Raw genomic sequence first — 16562 nt, 5'->3', positions numbered from 1 at the left:
ATTTCCTGGTTTCATGTTTCAGAAAAGATCATAAATCTTCGCGGATGAATTATCATCCGTCTGCGATGGGTGACAGGAACCGACTTCAAGCCAAGATGATGCCGGACGGATCGGAGCGGGATTGTGCAATCTCAACGTCGCAGGGGCGGATACCCCTGAAGACGTGGGGCGAAAGCGGGCATAGCTCCATCCCCATCGTTCTATTCAACGATCTGCCCGGTAGCGTCGGGTCGTGGGGAGATTTCCCCTCACGCCTGTCGCGTGCAACGGGACAGATGATCGTGGCTCTCGATTGCTCAGCCATCGGGCATTCCGAACGTTCTTCGGAGCTGCCGCATTCCGAGGGCTGGCAGCGGCAGGCGGTACGCCAGATCGGCGCAGTTCCGGGTTTCGAGAGCTTCATTGCCTGTGGTCAGGACGGCGGTACAGCGATTGCGGCCGAGGCGGCCGCTTGGGCTGGACCCGCCTGTCTTGGCCTCATCATGATCCGAAGCCAGACTCGGGTTCCCGAGTCGTCGTCCGATATCTCCCTGGACCATGCTTTGCCGAACCTGCGTTGCCCCATCCTCGTCCTGCATGGCGAGCTGGGCGAGTTCGATCCGGTCGGGGTCGCCGGGCTTGGCTCTGCGCATGGGACGAGTGGAGGCGAGATGATCTCCACGATCCGGGAGTTTCTGGCATTGAGGGTATTCCCCTTGCCGATCCACTGACACCGGTTTCCTGCCGCCGGGGACCGCCGAGGCGGCTTGAGACGTTTCAGGCTGACAACAAAGAATTCGCTAAAGCCTCGGCACCGCTGCGAGCAGCCGGCGCGTATAGTCGTGTTTCGGAGCGTCGAACACGTCATCGGCCGGGCCTGTCTCGACGATCACGCCGTCCTTCATCACGGCAATGCGGTCGCTCATGTGGCGGATGACGCCAAGGTCGTGGGAGATGAAGAGCATGGCCAGCCCGAGGCGATGCTGGAGCGCGATCAGCAGGTCGAGCACCTGTGCCTGCGTGGTGACGTCGAGTGCGGAGACGGGCTCGTCGCAGATCAGCAGATCGGGCTCGCTGGCGAGCGCCTGCGCGATCGAGACGCGCTGTCGTTGGCCGCCCGACAAGGCAGTCGGCCGTCGGTCGAGTACATCCGGCGGCAAATTGACGAGCTGGATCAATTCCTGTGCGCGCGCTGACCGCTCCGCTTTGGCGAGATCGGTGTGCAGGAGCAGCGGCTGCTCGATGATCCGCTCGACGGTGTAGCGCGGGTCGAAGGAGTTCAACGGATCCTGAACTATCGTCTGGATATGACGGCGCAGTGGTCGGCGCTGGCGTTCCGACAGCTGACTCCAGGCGTGGCCACGGAAGAGGACCTCGCCTGCGTCGGGCTTTCGCAGCGCAAGCGCGACCTTGCCGATCGTGGTCTTGCCGGAGCCCGATTCCCCTACGATGCCAAGCGTCGCGCCGGGATGGACGTGGAGCGAGACGCCGTTGGCGGCATGGGTGACACTGCGATCCGGACGGGTGAAACGCACCGCGATGTCGCGCAGCGCGAGGATCGGCTCCACCCGCTCGGGCTGCGGAGGTTTCGCGGGCCGGGTCCCTTGCGTCGAAAGCCAGCGCCCGCGTGTCGCCGCGCTCGGCACGGCGGACAGAAGGCGCTGCGTATATTCATGACGCGGGTCCCGCAGGACCGCCCGCGCCGGGCCGGTCTCGACCAGTTCGCCGTTCTGCATGACGGCGATCCGGTCGGCGAGTTGGGCGGCGACGGCCAGGTCGTGTGTGATCAGCAGAATGCCGTGCCCGGCCTTGGCCAGCGCCTGGAAGACGCCGAGGATCTGCTGCTGGACGGTGACATCCAGCGCCGTGGTCGGCTCGTCGGCGATGAGCAGGCGTGGCCGCGCGGCCAGTGCCGAAGCGATGAGCGCCCGCTGTCGCAGTCCGCCCGATAGCTCGTGAGGATATTGTGCCGCCCGAACCGCCGGGTCGGGAATGCCGACGCGGGCGAGCAGGGTCTCGATCTCCTTGCCGATTTCATTGCGCGGAAGCAGTCCATGGGTCAGGAGCGGCTCGCCGACCTCTCGCCCGATCGTGCGCAAGGGATCGAGCGAAACCAGTGCGTCCTGCAGCACGAAGCCGATCTTCCGCCCCCTGATCCTCGACCATTGCCGCTCGGACAGGCCGGTCAAGCTGCGCGGCTCACCGTCATGATCTGCGAGGCGCAGCGCCTTGGCATGCACTTGCGACCCAGGCCCCGCCAGCCCCACGAGCGCGCGGGCGGTGACCGATTTTCCCGAGCCAGATTCGCCTACGATCGCGAGAATCTCGCCGGCGCCGATTTGGAAGGAGATGCCGCGCACGACCTCCCGCGGTCCCAGCCGACTCGGGAAGGCGATGTGCAGATCCTCGACCTCAAGGATTGTGCCGCGGGAAGCCGGCGCGGCCAGCGTCAGGTCCTGCCGCCCTACGAGCTGGACGTTCATGGCACGCTTCCATGTGAGAGCAGGAGCTGCAGGCGCCGCCCGAGGATGGTGATCGCGATGACGGAGACCGCAACGACGGTCGCGGGCAAAAAGCTGATCCAGGGCGCGGTATCCAGGAAGTTGCGCCCGTCAGCCAGCAGAGCCCCCCATTCGGCGGCGGGCGGCACGACGCCGAGCCCGATGAAGCTCAGGGCCGAAGCCGACAGCACGGCGTTGCCGACGCCGATCGTGGCCAGGACGACGAGTGGCCGTACCGCATTCGGCACGACATGGCGGGCGATGATCGCTGGCGTGGACTCGCCGAGCGAGACGGCATGCTCGACATAGCCGGATTGCCAGACCCGCAGCACCTGCGAGCGCACCAGCCGGGCATAGCCCGCGATGCTGGACAGCCCGACGGCCAGCAGCGTGTTCGTCGGCCCCCGGCCCAGCACGGCGATGAGCAGCAAAGCGAGCAGGATTTCCGGGAAGGCGAGTAGGATGTCGATCAGTCGCACGAGCAGGCGCTGCAGGACGGGCGGGGTCAGCCCCGCCGCTGTGCCCAACACGACGCCGCCCGCGCAGCCGATCAGCGTCGCGCCGATGCCGATGCCGAGGGATTGCGAGGCTCCATAGACGACGCGCGTGAACACGTCGCGGCCGAGCTGGTCGGTTCCGAACCAATGCGCGGGGCCGGGCGGCAGCAGGATCGCATCGGTATCGACCGCATCGGGTGCGAGCGCGGTGAACCAGTGCGGCAGCGCGACCGCGGCGAGGAGAAGCAGCACGAAGGCGAGCGGGATGACGAGCCCCGGCGCGCGCCACGGATTCCCGGCTCGGTTACCGATGCGGACGCGCGCGACGATGTCGAGGGCCTGGCTCATCGCGCCGCCCTCCGCAGCCGCGGATCGATAAGCAGATAGAGCGCATCGACGGCGAGGTTGATCAGCACCGAAACGAGTGCCGACAGCATCACGAGACCCAGCAGCAAGGGCATGTCGCGCGTCTTGATCGCCTGCAGGGTGATCTGGCCGACGCCGGCCCTTCCGAATACTGTCTCCGTCAGGATCGAACCGGCCAGGACGCCGGCGAAGAGCGTGCCGGTCAATGTCGAGACCGCGAGCGCGGCATGGCGTAAAGCATGGCGCAGGCGCAGTTGCGTCTCGCTGACGCCGCGTGTCCGCACTGTCAGGGCGAAGGGCTGCAACAAGGCTTCTTCCAGCCCGTCGCGCAGAACCTGCGCCAGCAGGGCGGCGAGCGGGAGACACAACGCAATGGCGGGCAGGATGAGCGCATGGATGCCTTCGCCGCCGATGATCGGGAACCATCCGAGATAGAAGCTGAAGACCGTCAGGAGCAGGAGCCCGACCCAGTAGACCGGGGTGCTCAGCACGGCGAGCTCTAGCCCGGCGAGGACGGTTCGCAATCCCTTGCGCCGCCCGGCGGTCGCGAGCGCGCTGACGAAGGCAAGCCCGAGAGCCAGTGCCATCGCGGTCCCGGCGAGCTGGAGCGTCGGCCCGGCCGCCTCGCCGATGACCTCGAGGACTGGCTGCCGGTACTGGTAGCTATCGCCGAAATCACCGCGCAGGGCCTGGCCGATGTAGCGCAGATATTGCACGGGCAGCGGCTGGTCGAGGCCGAATTGCCGAACGAGCGCCTCGCGCTCGGCGGCGTCGACGACGTTCTCGCCGCCGGTGAGGATCGCAACAGGGTCGCCTGGGATCGCCTTGACCGCGACGAAGGTGATGGTGGCCGCGCCCCAGAGCACGGCCGCGATAATTCCGAAGCGCCGGAGCGCCATCGGCAAGGCGCTAGCGAGACAGCCAGGCATCGTAGAGATTCGGCTTCGCGTTCGTCGCCCAGCTGACGCCTTGCAGCTTCTTCGAGGCGCCGAGCTGATAGGCCACGACATAGAGCGGCACTGCATAGGCCTGGCCGATGATCTCGGCCTGGGCCTGGCCATAGAGGCGCTTCCGCTCGTCACCGGAGGCGCCGATCGCCTTGGTCAGGATCTCGTCGAGGCTCTTCACCCGCGCATTGTTGGCGCCGTTCGGCGGGATATAGGCCGAATGGAAGACGGTGCGCAGGATGTCCGGCTCGGCGCGGACATAATAGAGCGAGGTGAGGTCGTAGTCGTTCGCGGCCGTGCGGGCGGTATAGCCGCCGGCATCGACGGGGTCGAGCTGCAGGTCGAAGCCCGCCTTCTTGACCGAGAACTGCACGGCCTGGGCGACGGTGAGGTCTGAGGCACCCCATGCCGCGGCATCGTAGACGAAGCGGACACTGAGGCGTTCGCCGCCTTTCGAGCGGATGCCGTCGCCGTCCTTGGCGGTCCAGCCGGCCTCGTCGAGCAGCTTCGCGGCTTTCTGCGGATCGAAGCCCCAGCTTTGCGCGATCTTCGGGTCGTAATAGAGCGTCGAGGGGCCGAAGATGTTGTCGGCCGCCTTGAGGCTACCGAAATAGGCAGCCTTGACCGCATTGGGCGCATCGATCGCGCTCTGGAAGGCCTGACGGACGCGGACGTCTGCGAAGGGGCCCTTGCTGGTGTTGAGGAACAGCGAGCGGTTCACGCCGGGGTTTTCGCGCGTCACCACCTGGAGGCGATTATCGGCCTGGACGGAGCGGAAATTGGCCGGCGGCACCTCGTCGATCGCCTGCACCTGTCCGCTGCTCAGCGCGCCGAGGCGAACCGAGGATTCCGGCAGATAGCGGAACACGATGGCGTCGAGATGAGCCGGGCCTTGATGCGCGGCATAGCCCGGGCCCCAGTTGTAGTCGGCGCGCCTGGTCAACCGGCTGCCGCTGCCCTTGGTGAAGCTTTCAAGCACGAAGGGGCCGGAGCCGACGACAGTGTTGGTCGTGCTCTTGACCTCGCGCAGATAGGTCGGAGACTGAATGCCGAGATAGGGCAGGCTCAGGCCCTGCAGCAGTGGCGCGAAGGATTGCTTGTAGGAGATCACCACCGTCGCCGCGTCTGGCGCCGCGATCTCCGCGACCGGACCGAGCAGGGACTTGGAATAGCTTGATGTCGTCTTGGGATCGAGAATCCGGTCGAAGTTGAACTTGACGGCGGCCGCATCAAGCGGCGTGCCGTCGCTGAAGGTCACGCCGCGGCGCAGATGGAAGGTGTAGACCGTGTTGTCGGCATTCACCTCCCAGCGTTCGGCGAGCCAAGGCGTGAAACGGTTGTCCTCGGCCTGGCCGATGAGAGAGTCGACAAGGTTGCGGGTGATCAGCGCCGTGATCGAACTGCCGGTGATCGAAGGGTCGATGATCGCGGTGTCGCTCGCCAGGCCGAAGGTCAGCGTGCCTCCGGCGATCGGCTGGCTCCCAACCTGATTTTCGGCGGCGAGGACGGTGGATCCGGTCGCGAGAATAGCGATAGCTGCAATTACTGCACGCCGATGAAGACGCCGCGCCTTGGCGGTTCGCGGATCGCGAGGCTGGGAGGTGCCGTGTCGGGTTGGATGATCTGACTGGTTCATGGAAGTGCTTTCGGAGACAATGCGGCACTGGCGCGGGCCAAGGATGGCCGCGAACTGAAGCCTTCGACGTTTCGGAGATCGATTTTCGGTCGGGGCGTGTGACGGCGCCGCGCTACCTGTCGCTGCGGCGGCGGGGCTCGCCAGTGCGCGTCCAATGCAGGAATGCCGACAGGCGCAGCAGCGCGTGGACGATGAAATTGAACGGGATGATCATGGGTCTTCCTTCAAGCAAAGGAGCCCACGGCAATGCGCGTGGTGCTTTTAGCATTGGTGACGCGGCGCAAGCTGCTCCAACAAATCCCGCGATCGTCATGGTTTGACCCATGTCGATGGTAGTAATCATCATTCGGTGCCGGCTCTCCGTCAATCGAATGTCTTTTCAAATACATTCGGTTACGGGCAAGGATTCGCTTCCAACGAAGCCCTGGAAGGATGGTTCGATCTCCGCGATTGCCAGGGCTGTGTTTGGAACTGCGCGGAGAGCCGCGCAGAAGGCCCAATGCCACGCATTCGAGCCGTTACCGGCCGGCGAAGAAGCGATTGGCTGGGCGCGGCAGGCCGAGATGGTCGCGCAGCGTGGTGCCTGCATATTCTGTCCGGAACAGACCGCGGCGCTGCAACTCCGGCACGACCTTGTCGACGAAATCGTCGAGGCCCTCCGGCAGGTAGGGGAACATGATGTTGAAGCCGTCGCTGCCACGCTCCACGAGCCATTGCTCCATGGCGTCGGCAATGGTCGCGGGGGTGCCGACGAAGGCGAGACCGCCATAGCCGCCAAGGCGCTGGGCGAGTTGGCGCACAGTCAGGTTCTCGTCGCGCGCCAGCGCGATGGTGCGCTCGCGCCCGCTCTTGCTGGCGTTGGTGTCGGGGATTTTTGGCAGGGGCCCGTCCGGGTCAAAGCCCGAGGCGTCATGGCCGAGCGCGATCGACAGCGAGGCGATGGCGCTATCGTAATGCACGAAGGAATCGAGCAGCGCACGCTTCTCGCGGGCTTCCTCGACGCTGTCACCGACCACGACGAGGACGCCCGGAAGGATCTTGAGGTGATCGGGATCGCGGCCGAACTTCGCCATCCGGCCCTTGATGTCGGCGTAGAAGGCCTGCCCCTCTGCGAGGGTGCGGTGGGCGGCGAAGACGGCTTCCGCCGTCTCGGCTGCGAGCTGGCGGCCGGCCTCCGAGGCGCCGGCCTGGACGATGACAGGCCAGCCCTGCACCGGCCGGGCTATATTGAGCGGACCTCGCACCGAAAGGTGCTCGCCCTTATGGTCGAGCACATGCATCCGGTCGGGATCGAAATAGAGTCCGCTTTCGCGGTCGCGGGTGAAGGCGTCGTCGGCGAAGGAATCCCACAGGCCGGTGACGACATCGTAGAATTCGCGCGCCCGGTCATAGCGCTCGCCATGCTCCTTATGCTCGGTGAGGCCGAAATTAAGCGCAGCATCGGGATTCGAGGTGGTGACGATGTTCCAGCCGGCGCGGCCGCCGCTGATATGATCCAGCGAAGCGAAGCGCCGGGCGACATGATAAGGCGCGTCGAAGGTGGTCGAGGCCGTTGCGACGAGGCCGATGCGCTCGGTTGCGCCCGCGAGTGCCGACAGAAGCGTGAACGGCTCGAACGAGGTGACGGTATGGCTGCGCTTGAGGGCCTCGACCGGCATGTTCAACACGGCCAGGTGGTCCGCCATGAAGAAGGCGTCGAATTTCCCGGCTTCTAGCTTCCTGGCGAAGCGCTTCAGATGGGCGAAGTTGAAATTGGCGTCCGGATAGGCGCCGGGATAGCGCCAGGCGCCGGTGTGGATGCTGACCGGGCGCATGAAGGCTCCGAGATGGAGCTGACGGGGCGATGACATGGAGTGACCTGCTGGCAAGTCTTGAGAGATCTTGCTCAGCTAGGGAAGCACCAGCGCGCGTGCCATGGCCGGTGCCAAAAAACGATAATCCGTGTCAAACGGGTGCTGCTGGAAGCAGGATTGTTTGTGAAGCCTGCCTCCGGGAGAAGCCAATGCTCGGTGCGGAGCTGGATTCGGCGCGGACTTGAGCGCTGAATCAATGCAGGCGGAATACGGGGCTCGGCTGGTCCCTCTGATGCTGCTGTCCGGCGTTCCGCCGCCAGAGGAGCTGGTCGAGCAAGCGCAGTCCTTCGGCCCAGCCGCCATGGCCGCTTGCGACATTGATGTGCCCGGCATCGCCGAGGTCGACGAAGGCTGCATCCCACATGTTCGCGATAATCCGCGCGCGCTCGATCGCCATGTACGGGTCGGTGCGGCTGGCGACGACGATCGCGGGGAAATGGAAGGGCACGTCCGGCAACGGACCGAACGAGGCGATGCCGTGAACTTTCGAGATCCTCAACTCGGGATCGGCCGGCGCCACCAGCAGGGCGCCGCCGATCGGCAATTCCGGAAAACGGGCTGCCAGATGCGCGATGAGCGTCGCACCGAGGCTGTGCCCGACCAGCACCGCCCCGGGACGCCGCAGGACGTGCCGGTGGAGGGCGTCGAGCCATGTTTCAAGATCCGGCTGGTGCCAGTTCTCTTGGTGGATGCGTTCGGCCCGGTCGATATCGGCGGCCCACCGGCTCTGCCAATGAGCGGGCTCGGAATCGTGCAGGCCGGGAACGATAATGACCGACATGATGCAGCTCCCTCGTGCTGCATCTATCATCGGCCCAGCCAGTGCGTTCGGTCAATGAAACGGATTGGCAAATATGGACTGTTTTAGAGGACCGTCGGCTGCCCTGTGGCCCGTTCGGGGACGGTTATCTCGCCCGATCTGAATGTCGCTCCGTCGCCGAAGCGGTCGATCTAGATACCGGCGCCGTACTGCAAGCTCTCGTCCAGCTTGCCGTATACGCCGCGCCAGTAGAGCAGGGCGCCTTCGTCCTGCGCATGGCGGATCCCCTTGATTCGGCCGATGAGGATCGTATGCGAGTGACGCTCGATCGCCTCCTCGGTCTCGCAATCGAGCACGGCAAGGGCGCCGTCAAGCGTCGGTGCACCGGTTGCCAGGCGCCCCCAGTCGCCTTCATCGAACCTTGCTTCGCCCTTGAAGCCACCGCGCCCGGCGAAGCGATCCGCGATGCTCTGGTGCCGGGCGGCGAGGACGTTGATCGCGAAATGGCCCGCAGCCTCGATGGTCGGCCAGGCCGAGGCATTCCGGTTGATGCAGACAATGACAGTCGGCGGATCCGCCGAAAGCGCCGTCAGCGATGTCGCGGTTAGGCCCGCTCGGCGCTGTTCATGGGTCGCGGTAATGACGCTCACGGCACCCGCGACGTTTCGCATCACCGCCTTGAACGCGTCAGCGTGAATGTCGCGCACGCCAACAAGGGAAAACTGCTGATTCATTCGTGACCGCATCCTGACGCGGCTCCGAACGCCGCCGGTGCGTTTTAGGTGGCGGCAGTTAAATTGTCTATATATTTAGTAGATAATTAGATTGCGTAATCCGCATGGAGCGGCGCGCGGGCTGTCGAGCGCTGGACCAGATCCGCCACCGTCGTGTTGTCGACGATCCCCGCGATGGCGTCGCGCACGTCGCTCATCACCGAGCGTACGGGGCAGGTATCGATATCGCCGCAATCCTCGCAGGCCCGAAAGGCGGAGCGGCTGGCGCAGGCAATCGGCGCGATCGGGCCTTCTAGCGCACGGATCACGGCGCCGACCTTGATCGAACGGGCTGGCTTGGCCAGGGCATAGCCGCCGCCCGGCCCCTTCTTGCTGCGCAACATGCCGGCATTGCGCAGATCGAGCAGGATGGCATCGAGGAACTTCTTCGGAATGTTGTTCCGCTGCGCCACGTCAGCGACCTGCGCTGTCTCGCCAGCTTCGAGCCGGGCAAGATGCACGATCGCCTTGAGGCCGTATTTGCCCTTGTTAGTCAGCACCGGTTTCACCCATGCGTTGAATGTATAGTTTTCCTATCAAGTTTTATCATGATTTCAATATGAACGTTCTCTCTGGGGCCACATCCAGAGAAAAGCGATCTCGGCACCGGAGTGGCGGGAGCGGCTGGTGAGCCGCTCCGTCGGAGAACTCAGGCGCTACGGGCCAACGAGACAGCCGGCGTCAGGGCGGGCAGCTCAAGGTTCGAGCGGAAATCGTCTGCGAAATAATCGGTATCTATCAGCGCGCGCCGGCGCAGCTCCGGCAGCAGGCCGTTCAGGAGCAGGTCCTCCTGGTCGGGATTGCCGAGCCCGTGGAGCGTCAGGACGTCCAGCACCCCGGCGCGGAAGCGCTCCTCGATCGCATCGACCAATTGCTCCGGCGTGCCCGCGACGGACCAGTGCCCGGTCTCCTGCGCCTCGATGATCAGTTCACGGAGCGTCAGGCCCTGCTTCGCGTAGCGACTGAAGATCTCGACGCGCCCGCGCCGCCGATTCGTGCTGGTGACCTCGGGCAGCAGGCTGTCGGGCAGGGGCTTGTCGAGCGGCAGACCCGAGAGATCGATGTCGCCGCCCAGCATGTCGGCGAGCTTGAGGCGCCCGAGCTCGTAATCGATGCGCTCGTGTTTCTCCTTCAGGCGCCGGGCGACATCCGCGTCGGATTCCCCGATCACCGAGTGGAACGAATTCATCACGAAGGGCAGGTTGTCGCCGCGCCCGAAACCTTTCGCGCGGCGCCGCAGCTCGGTCACGAAGGCAATCGCGCCCTCCAGCTTCGGCTGGGAGGTGTAAACCACTTCGGCATAGCGCGCCCCGACATTGATGCCTGCTTCGGATTGGCCGGCCTGGAACTGCACGGGACGGCCCTGCGGCAGGGGCGGTACGTTGAGCGGCCCCTGAACGGTGAAGTGCCTTCCGCGATAATCGATGCGATGGAACTTGGCTGGATCGAGCGCGAGCCCGCCGGAAGCCTTGCGGGTGATGGCGTCCCTCTCGTTCGCATCGTACAGGGCGTTCACGACTTCGATGAATTCGGCGGCGCGGGCATAGCGCTCCTCGGGGCTCAGCAGGCCGACCCCGAAATTCTCCTCGCCGACCGAGGAGGTGACCGCGTTCCAGGCGGCGCGGCCGCCGCTGGCGTGGTCGAGCGTGCCGATCAGGCGCGCCAGGTTGTACGGATGGTGAAACGTCGTCGAGACCGTCGCTACGAGGCCGATATGCGAGGTGACCTGGCTGAGAGCGGCCAGCGCGATCAGCGGGTCCTGCACGCCGGCCGTGCCGGCGAGGCCGGCCGGATCGATCTGCAGCAGATCGGCGGTGAAGAGCCCGGTGATCTTCTCGGCCTCGGCCCTTCGGGCTAATTCGGCCGCGCGCTTCGCCCCGATGGCCGGGTCAGTATCGTTAGAAGCCGCGATCACGTTGGAGGCGCCCATCAGGGTCTTGAGGCGGCGGCGGGTGGGCGACGACATGTGAGCGTCCTTATCGTGACTGTTGATCAAGAGAGGGGGGTCTTCCGCCTCGGTAGCCAGCGCTGCTCAGGGCAGGGCGGGCACGGCATCGAGCAGAGCGCGGGTGTAGCTGTGCTTGGGGGCAGCGAAGACCGTCTCGACGGCCCCGGTCTCCACCACGCGCCCGTCCTTCATTACCAGCACGCGGTCGGTCAGATGATGGATGACCCCGAGGTCATGGGAAATGAACAGGAGGGCTGTGCCGGAAGCCGCCTGGAGTTCCGCCAGCAGGTCGAGGACCTGGGCCTGCACCGAAACGTCGAGCGCGCTGACCGGTTCGTCGGCGATCAGGAGTTTCGGTCGAGGTGCGAAGGCCCGCCCAATGGCCACGCGTTGGCGTTGCCCGCCGGATAGCTCGCGCGGATAGCGATCGAGGAAGCTCGCCCCCAGGCGCACCCCGTCGAGAACCTGGATGACGCGCCGACGCCGCTCGGAGCCGAAGACGCCGACGGTGTCGAGGCTTTCGCCGACGATCTTCTCGACCGTATAGCGCGGGTCGAACGAGCTCAGCGCATCCTGCGCGATGAGCTGCATGCTGGCGCGGCGAGACTGACGCTCGGCCTCGCTGCGATGGCTCCAGGGCTGGCCATCCACGAGCACCGTTCCGGAATCGGGCTCGACCAGCCCGAGGACGATCTTCGCGACCGTCGTCTTCCCCGAGCCGGACTCGCCGACGATGCCGAGCGCCTCGCCGGCCGCGAGATCGAACGACACGTTGTTGACCACGGCCGCACCGCCGCCATAGCGCTTCATGAGGCCGCTGGCCGAGAGTACGGTCTGAGCCGCGTCGATGCGCTTCGGCGGCAGCGGGAGGCGCCGCTCGACGGCCTCAGTGGGCAGCGCGGCCTGGTCCGTCGCGGGTGAGAGCCGGAAACCGCGGGAGGCGGCGGACGGCACCGCATCAAGGAGCTGGCGTGTATAGGGATGCGCCGGCTTCGACAGGATCTGCTTCGTCGGGCCTTCCTCGACGATCTGCCCGTGTTTCATCACCAACACGCGGTCGGCAAGGCGCGCGACGACCGCGAGGTCATGGCTGATCAGCAGCAATGTGTGACCGGCTTGCTTTCGCTCCGCCAGCAGGTCGAGGATCTGCTTCTGGACGGTCGCGTCGAGCGCGGTCGTAGGTTCGTCCGCGATGAGCAGCGAAGGCTGCCGGGCGATCGCGGTGGCGATCAGCGCGCGCTGCCGCAATCCGCCAGAGAGCTGATGGGGGTATTGCAGCAGCCGCCGCTCCGGATCGGGAATTCCGACGGAGCGGAGCAGGGCGCGGCTGTCCTCGCGGACGTCGCGGCGAACGAAGTAGCCGGGATGGCCGAAGGCGTCCGCGAGCTGTTGCGACACCCGCCGGAGCGGGTCAAGCGAGACCAGCGCATCCTGCAGGACGAACCCGATCTTCGTGCCACGCAGGCGCCGCCAGTCGCGCTCCCGAAAGCCGAGCACGTCGTCTCCGGCGATCTCGAAGCGGCTTGCGCCAACGACGGCCCCGGATAGGCCGATCAGCGTGCGAGCCGTCACCGACTTCCCCGAACCGGATTCACCGACCAGGGCAACGGTTTCGCCTTCATGGATCGTCAGGTCGATGCCGTGGACGACACGGTTGTCCTGCAGCCTGTTGGGAAAGGCGATGGTCAGATTACGAATATCGACGAGAGTCGTCATGCCGACCTCCTGCCTTCGAAGGCAGCCTGCCAGCGCCGGCCGACCACGCTGATCGCGATGACCGTGAGCGTGATGGCAAGTCCGGGCCAGACGCCGATCCACCAGGCGACCCGCAGGTAGTTGCGCCCCTCGGCCAGCATCGAGCCCCATTCCGGCGCCGGTGGTTGCGGACCCATGCCGAGGAAGCTGAGACCGGCTGCACCGATGATCGCGGTGCCCAGGCCGATGGTGGCGAGGATCGGCACCTGCGCGACGGCGTGGGGCAGAACATGACGCATCACAAGGACGGTTCGGCTGAGGCCGAAGGTCCGGGCCTGCTCGACATAGCCGCTGCGGGCGATCACGAAGGTCTGTGCCCTGACGACGCGGGCGAAGCGCGGGACGAAGGCGACACCCAGCGCGAAGATCAGGTTGGTCGTGCCCGGTCCGGTGAAGGAGATCAGCACCAGCGCCAGCAGCAGATCGGGAAAGGCCGAAACCACATCGAGAAAGCGGGTGATGATCTCGTCGACGAGGCCGCGCGCCAGACCGGCGAGGAGGCCGAGAACCGAGCCGATCGTCGCAGCGAAGGCGACGGCGCTGACGCCGATCAGGTTGGAGTAGCGCGCTCCGTGCACTACGCGGGAAAACACGTCCCGGCCGAGGTGGTCGGTGCCGAACCAGTATTGCCAGGAGGGCGGCAACTGCGCCTGCAGCGGATCGGCGGCGATCGGATCGGCCCCGGCGATGAGGCCCGGCCAGATCGTGGCGACCGCGACGACGGCTATGAACAGAACGGCGAGAACCAGGCCGGGCTGCGCGGGCAGGGCATGGAGGAGCGGGCGGCGGCACAGCGTTTCGCCCGCCTGCGAGGTCGGGAGGGCGCTCATCGGGCGGCCTCCCGACCCTCGTCGCGCAGGCGCGGATCGAGCAGCAGGTACAGGATGTCCACCAACGTGCTCAGCATCACATAGGTGAAGGCGGACAGGATCGCGACCGCCAGAACCACCGGCATGTCATGGCCGAGCACGGCCTCGACGGTGACGCGGCCGAGCCCCGGCCGGCCGAAGACGGATTCGGTGATGACGGCGCCCGAGAGCAGACTGCCGACGAGCCATCCGGTCAGTGTCACGGCCGGCAAGGCCGCATGCCTCAGCCCATGCCGCAGACGCAGCACGAGGCCGCTCGTCCCCCAGCTTCGCACCGTCAGCGCGAAGGGCTCCTCCAGGGCGCGTTCCAGCCCCTGGCGCAGCACCTGCCCAACCACGGCCCCGAGCGGCAGACCCAGCGCGAGCGCTGGCAGCACCAGCGCGGAAAAGCTTCGGTCTCCCGAGACCGGGAAGAGCTTGAGGGTGAACGAGAACAGGTAAAGCAGCAGGATGCCGAGCCAGAAGGACGGCGTCGAGACCAGCGTCAGCTCCAGCGCGCCGGCGATGCTCCGCGGAATGCGCCGCCCAGCGGTCAGCACTGCGCTCGTCACGGCGAACAGGATCGCGACGAAGAGCGCGGCCGCGGTGAGTTTCAGCGTCGGCACAATCTGCGACAGAACGAGCTGCGAGACATCTGTCTGAAGGAGATAGGAGCGGCCGAAATCGCCGTGCAGGATGCGGGTCAGATAGCGCAGATATTGCCACAGTACCGGCTCGTCGAGCCCCCATTCGGCGCGGATGGCAGCCTCGATCTCCGGGGTGCGCAATTGCTCGCCGATCAGCAGGCTGACGATATCACCGGGCGCCAGGTGCACGCTGACGAAGCTCAGCGTGACCGCCGCCCAGAGCACGAGCAGGCCGGAGCCGATGCGGCTTGCGATCTGCACGGGCAGGCCGTTGCGCCGCAGCTTGAACGGGCGCGACGCGACGAGAGCGGGTGCCGGACTCAGGGCCGATGTCTGTCGGGATTCCATGTGTTTCCGTTTCTGCGATCACAGACTGGCGGGCGCCGGCCGGGCAGGCCGTCGCCGGGGATCGGCTATTCGCTGCGCCAGATGTCGTAGGCGCTCTCGGGCATCTGCTTGAACGGCCTGAACGAGATGCCCTTCACGGAGCTCGATGCGGCAACCTGGTCTTCCGGTTCGTAGAGCGGCAGGGCGTAAGCCTGTTCGACGATCGCGAAGCGTTGCAGTCGTGAATAAAGCTCGAAGCGCTTCTTGGCATCGAGCGTGCCGGCAGCCTCGGTGAGCCACTGCGACAACTCGGGCGCGGCCGCGCGGCTGTAGTTGATCGAACCGCCCTGATCGACCGGCAGATAATGATACTCGATGTCGATCGCATCGGTCGGCGTGTTGGAATTGGCGATCGATCCGAACTGGCCTGTCTTGCGCCGCTCCGTATAGGTGCCGGCGTCGACGAAGACGATGGCGAGATCGATACCGGCATTCTGCCGTGCCTGGGCTTGCAGGGCTTGCAGCAGCACGTCGCGCTGGTCGCGCACGGTGGCCTGGGCCTGCACGACCTCGATCGTGAGGCGCTTGCCGTCCTTGGTGCGGAAGCCCTGCGGGTCGCGTCCGGTCCAGCCGGCCTCGTCGAGAAGCTGGTTGGCGCGCTTGGGATCGGCACCGTAGGCCTTCTCGATGCTCTTGTCGTAGAACTGCGTGTCGATCGGGGAGGTGATGCCCCAGGCGCGGGTGCGCTCGCCGCGATAGACCGACTTCAGGACGCCATCGACGTCGATCGCGGCGACCAGCGCCTTGCGGACGCGGACATCCTGGGTCGGTCCCCAGGTCACGTTCAGGAAGAGCGAGTAGGGCGTGCCGGTGTTGAGCGCGGTCTGATAGGTGAAGTCCGGATTGCCCTTGAAAAGTCCGGCATCGTTGCCCGAAATGCCCTCGGTCACATCGACCTGGCCCGATGTCAGAGCGCCCGTGCGTACCGAGGATTCCGGCAGGAAGCGATAGGTCACCTCGTCCAGATAGGCCCGCCCCTGATGGCCGGCATTCGCCGGCGCCCAGTTGTAATCGGGGTTCTTGACGAACCGGATTTCCTGCCCCTTGGCGTAGCGCTTCAGGATGAAGGGGCCTGTGCCCGCGATCTCCGGGCCGCCGGATTTGAGCTGGCTGGACGAATAGGCGCCCGGCGAGAGAAGCTCGAGGCCTGCGGCAAAGTCGAGGAAGGGCGCGTAGATCCGGTCGAGCGTGAAGGAGACGGTTCGCTCGTCGGGCGTCTCGACCTCGACGATGCGGGCGACCGGGCCCGCGCTGGCGCTGCCGGAATAGCTGGCGTCCTTCAGCCTGGTGAAATTGGTCGCGACCGCGGCGGCATTGAAGGGCTGGCCGTCGGTGAACTTCACACTGTCGCGCAGCTTGAACGTGTAGGTCCGGCCGTCCTGCGAAATCTCGTACCCGGTTGCCAGCCACGGCACGTAGCCGCCATCGGCGGTGCGGGCGAGCAGCGACTCATAGGCGTTGCGCAGCAGGAGCTTGGTCTTGTCCTGCCCGTTCAGCTGCGGGTTCAGCGTCGCGGGATCGGTCTCGACGCCCCAGCTCAGCTTGCCGCCGCTGACAGGCTTGCGATCGCTGGCGAAGCCCGGAGAGCAAAGGGCCGTCGCTGCGATGAGTACTGCGCTGAGGGTCAGGGCATGTCTGCGTGAGTGCATTGTCGTTCGGTCTCCG

General features: G+C 65.9%; 15 protein-coding genes. 1 reads left to right on the top strand and 14 read right to left on the bottom strand.

The features are described 5' to 3' along the window. Window positions 1–275 precede the first annotated feature (275 nt). On the top strand, window positions 276–710 hold the full coding sequence (locus JHD80_RS09970) for a hypothetical protein (protein WP_199086606.1): 435 nt from the start codon (window positions 276–278) through the stop codon (window positions 708–710). Between the two features lie 69 nt (window positions 711–779). Here the strand turns inward: JHD80_RS09970 and JHD80_RS09965 are convergent, their stop codons facing one another. From JHD80_RS09965 to JHD80_RS09900, 14 genes are all read right to left on the bottom strand, one after another. Beyond that, on the bottom strand, window positions 780–2462 hold the full coding sequence (locus JHD80_RS09965) for a dipeptide ABC transporter ATP-binding protein (RefSeq protein WP_199086604.1): 1683 nt from the start codon (window positions 2460–2462) through the stop codon (window positions 780–782). Then, a complete protein-coding gene (locus tag JHD80_RS09960) occupies window positions 2459–3325 on the bottom strand; it encodes an ABC transporter permease (protein WP_199086603.1) in 867 nt (288 codons plus the stop codon). Before JHD80_RS09960 ends, JHD80_RS09965 begins: the two co-directional genes overlap by 4 nt. Then, window positions 3322–4272 (bottom strand): ABC transporter permease, encoded by a 951-nt coding sequence (locus tag JHD80_RS09955; RefSeq protein WP_248311470.1) that lies wholly within the window; start codon window positions 4270–4272, stop codon window positions 3322–3324. The genes JHD80_RS09960 and JHD80_RS09955 overlap by 4 nt, the downstream gene beginning before the upstream one ends. Beyond that, window positions 4253–5926, bottom strand: a complete 1674-nt coding sequence (locus tag JHD80_RS09950; RefSeq protein WP_199086601.1) for an ABC transporter substrate-binding protein — start codon at window positions 5924–5926, stop codon at window positions 4253–4255. Before JHD80_RS09950 ends, JHD80_RS09955 begins: the two co-directional genes overlap by 20 nt. 112 nt (window positions 5927–6038) lie before the next feature. Then, window positions 6039–6272 carry a hypothetical protein gene (locus tag JHD80_RS09945; RefSeq protein ID WP_199086599.1) on the bottom strand — a complete coding sequence of 78 codons (234 nt, stop codon included), beginning with the start codon at window positions 6270–6272 and terminating at the stop codon, window positions 6039–6041. Between the two features lie 172 nt (window positions 6273–6444). Further along, entirely contained in the window at window positions 6445–7776 is a 1332-nt protein-coding gene (locus JHD80_RS09940) for an LLM class flavin-dependent oxidoreductase (RefSeq protein WP_199086597.1), read from the bottom strand. 196 nt (window positions 7777–7972) lie between these two features. After that, window positions 7973–8560 (bottom strand): RBBP9/YdeN family alpha/beta hydrolase, encoded by a 588-nt coding sequence (locus tag JHD80_RS09935; protein ID WP_199086595.1) that lies wholly within the window; start codon window positions 8558–8560, stop codon window positions 7973–7975. 170 nt (window positions 8561–8730) lie between these two features. After that, entirely contained in the window at window positions 8731–9273 is a 543-nt protein-coding gene (locus JHD80_RS09930) for a flavin reductase family protein (protein WP_199086593.1), read from the bottom strand. An 86-nt stretch (window positions 9274–9359) separates the two neighbouring features. Continuing rightward, the gene (locus tag JHD80_RS09925) at window positions 9360–9812 is read right to left on the bottom strand and encodes an Rrf2 family transcriptional regulator (RefSeq protein WP_199086592.1); all 453 of its coding nucleotides are present in this window, start codon (window positions 9810–9812) and stop codon (window positions 9360–9362) included. 149 nt (window positions 9813–9961) lie between these two features. Further along, window positions 9962–11278 carry an NtaA/DmoA family FMN-dependent monooxygenase gene (locus JHD80_RS09920; RefSeq protein ID WP_199086590.1) on the bottom strand — a complete coding sequence of 439 codons (1317 nt, stop codon included), beginning with the start codon at window positions 11276–11278 and terminating at the stop codon, window positions 9962–9964. Between the two features lie 66 nt (window positions 11279–11344). Further along, the gene (locus JHD80_RS09915; RefSeq protein ID WP_199086648.1) at window positions 11345–12976 is read right to left on the bottom strand and encodes a dipeptide ABC transporter ATP-binding protein; all 1632 of its coding nucleotides are present in this window, start codon (window positions 12974–12976) and stop codon (window positions 11345–11347) included. Next, window positions 12973–13845, bottom strand: a complete 873-nt coding sequence (locus tag JHD80_RS09910; RefSeq protein ID WP_199086588.1) for an ABC transporter permease — start codon at window positions 13843–13845, stop codon at window positions 12973–12975. The genes JHD80_RS09915 and JHD80_RS09910 overlap by 4 nt, the downstream gene beginning before the upstream one ends. Next, the gene (locus tag JHD80_RS09905; protein WP_199086586.1) at window positions 13842–14858 is read right to left on the bottom strand and encodes an ABC transporter permease; all 1017 of its coding nucleotides are present in this window, start codon (window positions 14856–14858) and stop codon (window positions 13842–13844) included. Before JHD80_RS09905 ends, JHD80_RS09910 begins: the two co-directional genes overlap by 4 nt. A gap of 65 nt (window positions 14859–14923) precedes the next feature. Then, the gene (locus JHD80_RS09900; RefSeq protein WP_199086585.1) at window positions 14924–16546 is read right to left on the bottom strand and encodes an ABC transporter substrate-binding protein; all 1623 of its coding nucleotides are present in this window, start codon (window positions 16544–16546) and stop codon (window positions 14924–14926) included. Window positions 16547–16562 lie beyond the last annotated feature (16 nt).

Source organism: Allobosea sp. ASV33, from assembly GCF_016428755.1.
Classification (GTDB): Bacteria; Pseudomonadota; Alphaproteobacteria; order Rhizobiales; family Beijerinckiaceae; genus Allobosea.
Note: the sequence above shows the minus strand (reverse complement) of the source record. Positions and strands in the feature narration are given on the sequence as shown.